The sequence below is a fragment of the Parvibaculum sp. genome, from assembly GCF_049672805.1.
GTDB lineage: Bacteria > Pseudomonadota > Alphaproteobacteria > Parvibaculales > Parvibaculaceae > Parvibaculum.
The window spans coordinates 1-3,580 of sequence record NZ_JBATWS010000379.1; the positions used below are offsets into that span (position 1 = coordinate 1).

The window sequence follows — 3,580 nt, forward strand, 5'->3', positions numbered from 1 at the left end:
GCGCCGACACCATGTCCCGCTGCGAACGGCCGGTGCTTGTCACGGCAAGATCGATCGCCATGTGCCCCTGAAGCCGCTTGAAATCTACCGCATCGGTGAGGAAGGGCTCGGCGGAAAGACCGGCGAGCTTGAAGTTAGCACTGACCTGCGGCGCAGCGCCCGCACCATTGACCGTCAGCGTGCCGGAGCCAGCACCGTCATAAAGATTGAACTTTGAGAGATGGGCATTCAGCACGCCATTGGTGAGTTTGAGCTTGAGCGCGCTCGCACCGATGGTGAGGTTCTGAAGAAGAATTTCTTCCGTGGAGAAATCAAAATCGGCATTCACCGCCTTGAGGCCAGAAAAGTCGAGAGGCTCCGTGCTCCAGCCGTCATCGCCGCCTGCCGTGCCGCTGCCGCCGCCAGACGGGCGGTGCGCATCTTCGCCGAGATAGGTGTTCACATTGATCCGGTCAACGGCGAGATTGCCCTTGAGGCTCGGCCGCGCACCGGCAAGGTTGGCTGAGAGATTGCCGGCCGCATTCATTCCGTCAAAGCCGATCACCGCATCGGTGAAGCGGTAGTCATCACCGCTGCCACTCACCTTGCCGGTAATGTCGAGCGCGCCGAAACCTTCGCCCGCAGGCATAGGGCTGCCGATCCAGGCCGCAAGCTCACGCACGGAGGGCACGCCAAGCGTGACATTGCCGGCAAAGGCAACACCATCAAGCGGTTTCAGTGTGCCGCTGTAATTCGCCTTTATGCGCGGTGCCTTGATATCAAGCACGACGGGCGTTTCGCCGCCTTCTGTCAGCGCGCGCGGGCGATCCGCCTTGAGATCAATGTCGATCTTGTCGCCATTCCAGACGAGTGACCCGTCGGCCACGAAAGGATCGTCGAGGCCCGGCATGACGAGATCGAGATTCACCTGCTCCGCCGCATAGCTGGCACCTGTCTGCGCATTGCGATAGGTGGCGGTGCCGTTGCGGATCGACACATCGCCCAGCCGAAGTCCGCTCAACCCGCTTCCGCCGCCTGCCGCATCAGCACTCGCTGCCTGCGCCTGAGCGGACGCGTTCGCCGTTTCAAACTGCCAGTTGGGCGTGCCGTCGCGCCGCACTTCGAGATGGATGACGGGATCAACCAGCACAAAGCTGTCCACTTCCACATTGCCGCTGAAAAGCGGGATCAGCTTCAACGCCACCCGCATTTCCTGCATGGAGGCCATCTCGCCTTCTTTTGCCCATTCGGCATTGGAAAGACCCACATTCTCGAGCGAGACGCCGATATTCGGGAAGAAGGAAAGCCCGATATCGCCATCGATCCGAAGGTCGCGTCCTGTCTGTTCTTTCACGAGGCTCACGACCTGATTCTTGTAGGTCTCCATCGGAATGAGCATCGGTACGATAATGATAGCGGCGATGATGATGAGAAGAAGACCGACGAGAATGGCAATCAGGCGGGACATGGCGCGCGCTCCGGCTGTGATTTTCCCCAAGACTGACCACAAATTATGGCTTCAGCATGATAGCCATGTTCGTCTTGATCTGTCTCTGGATTTGAAAATGTGCTGACGGAGGCGCAAGGCCGATCGGACTTGAACGCCTGACGGGCCGCTCCTAATGTTTCGCCGGATCGGCGGGAAGAGGGAGCAGCCCATGCAGGAAAAAAGCGATGATCGACCTCTCTGGTCGCCATCAGCGGTGGCGATTGCGTCTGCCGGCATGACAGCCTTCATGCGGCTGGTGAGCGAGCGGCATGGTGTGTCGCTTGAGAGCTATGACGCGCTGCATGAATGGTCGGTCGCGGAGCCTGCTTCCTTTTGGGATGCGGTGTGGGATTTTACCGGCCTGATTGGCGAAAAGGGCAGCACGCCTCTCGCGGCAGGCCGGACGATGCGGGAGGCGCGTTTCTTCCCCGAAGCACGACTCAATTTTGCGGAAAATCTGCTGCACGGCGATGGCGCGGAGACGGCGCTTCTCTTCAATAATGAGGGCGTGAGCAGGGCACCCGTTTCGCGTGCCGCGCTCCGGCGCGACGTGGCGCGGTTCGCCTCCGTGCTTCGCTCATGGGGCGTGGGGCAGGGCGACCGCGTGGCGGCCTTCATGCCGAATTGCCCGGAAACGATTATCGCGATGCTCGCAGCGGCAAGCATCGGCGCGGTCTTCTCCTCCTGCTCGCCTGATTTCGGCGCGAAGGGCGTGCTTGATCGCTTTGGGCAGATCACGCCGAAAGTGCTGATCGCCTGTGACGGCTATCGCTATGCGGGCAAGGTACTGCCAGCGCATGAAAAGCTGGCGGAGATCATCTCAGGGCTTCCCTCGCTCGAGCATGTGGCCATCGTGTCTTTCATCGGTGAAGGTGCGAAGGGACTGGCGAAGGCGGAGGAATGGGAGAGCCTGCTTTCGCAGACGAGCGAGACGGAGCCGCAATTCACAAGGCTTCCTTTCGCCCATCCGCTCTACATCATGTATTCGAGCGGCACGACGGGCATTCCGAAATGTATCGTCCATTCGGCGGGCGGCACGCTGATCCAGCATCTGAAGGAACATCGGCTTCATTGCGACATCACGCCGGGCGAGACGCTTTTCTACTTCACGACCTGCGGCTGGATGATGTGGAACTGGCTTGTCTCAGGTCTCGCCGCTGGCGCGACACTCGCACTTTATGATGGCTCCCCTTTCCATCCTTCAGAGCGCGTTCTTTTCGATTACATCGATGCGGCGAAAATAAATGTTTTCGGCACCTCCGCAAAATTCATCGATGCCGTGAAGAAAGCGGGGTTTGCGCCGCGCGACACGCATGATCTTTCTTCCATGCGGATGATCCTCTCCACCGGCTCGCCGCTTGTGCCGGAGAGTTTTGATTTCGTCTATGACAGCATCAAAAGCGATGTGGCGCTCTGCTCCATCTCCGGTGGCACGGACATCGTCTCCTGTTTCGTGCTCGGCTCCCCTGTTTTGCCGGTCTGGCGCGGGGAGATTCAGGCAAAAGGCCTCGGCATGGCGGTCGAGGTGTGGGACGAAGAGGGAAGGCCGGTCACGGGCGAGAAGGGCGAGCTTGTCTGTACCCGTCCTTTCCCCTCCATGCCGGTTGGCTTCTGGAATGATGAGGGCGGCGCAAAGTACACCGCTGCCTATTTCGAGCGTTTCCCTGAAATCTGGTGTCACGGCGACTTTGCGGAAATAACGCCACATGGCGGCATCATCATTCATGGCCGCTCGGATGCGACGCTTAATCCGGGTGGTGTGCGCATCGGCACGGCGGAAATCTATGCGCAGGTCGAGCAACTGCCCGAAATTCAGGAATCCCTTGCCATCGGGCAGGACTGGCAGGGCGATGTGCGCGTGGTTCTCTTCGTGGTGATGAGGCCGGGGCACGCACTTGATGCCGCAATGGAAAAGCGCATCCGCGAGCGCATCCGCACAGGCGCTTCCCCGCGCCATGTGCCGGCAAAGATCATTGCGGTTGCTGATATTCCGCGCACCAAGTCCGGCAAGATAACCGAACTTGCCGTGCGCGACATTGTTCATGGCCGCGAGGTGAAGAACCGCGAGGCACTGGCAAATCCTGAGGCGCTGGATTTTTACAAGGATTTACC

Annotated in this window: 2 protein-coding genes; one reads left to right on the top strand and one right to left on the bottom strand. The window is 59.8% G+C overall.

The features are described 5' to 3' along the window. A partial coding sequence (locus tag WBF74_RS11735) for an AsmA family protein (RefSeq protein ID WP_424439947.1) occupies window positions 1-1,447 on the bottom strand: 1,447 nt, incomplete at its 3' end. 190 nt (window positions 1,448-1,637) lie between these two features. On the opposite strand from WBF74_RS11735, the gene WBF74_RS11740 reads away from it, so the two are divergent. After that, window positions 1,638-3,580 (top strand): acetoacetate--CoA ligase (locus WBF74_RS11740; RefSeq protein ID WP_424439950.1); only part of this gene is annotated, 1,943 nt, incomplete at its 3' end.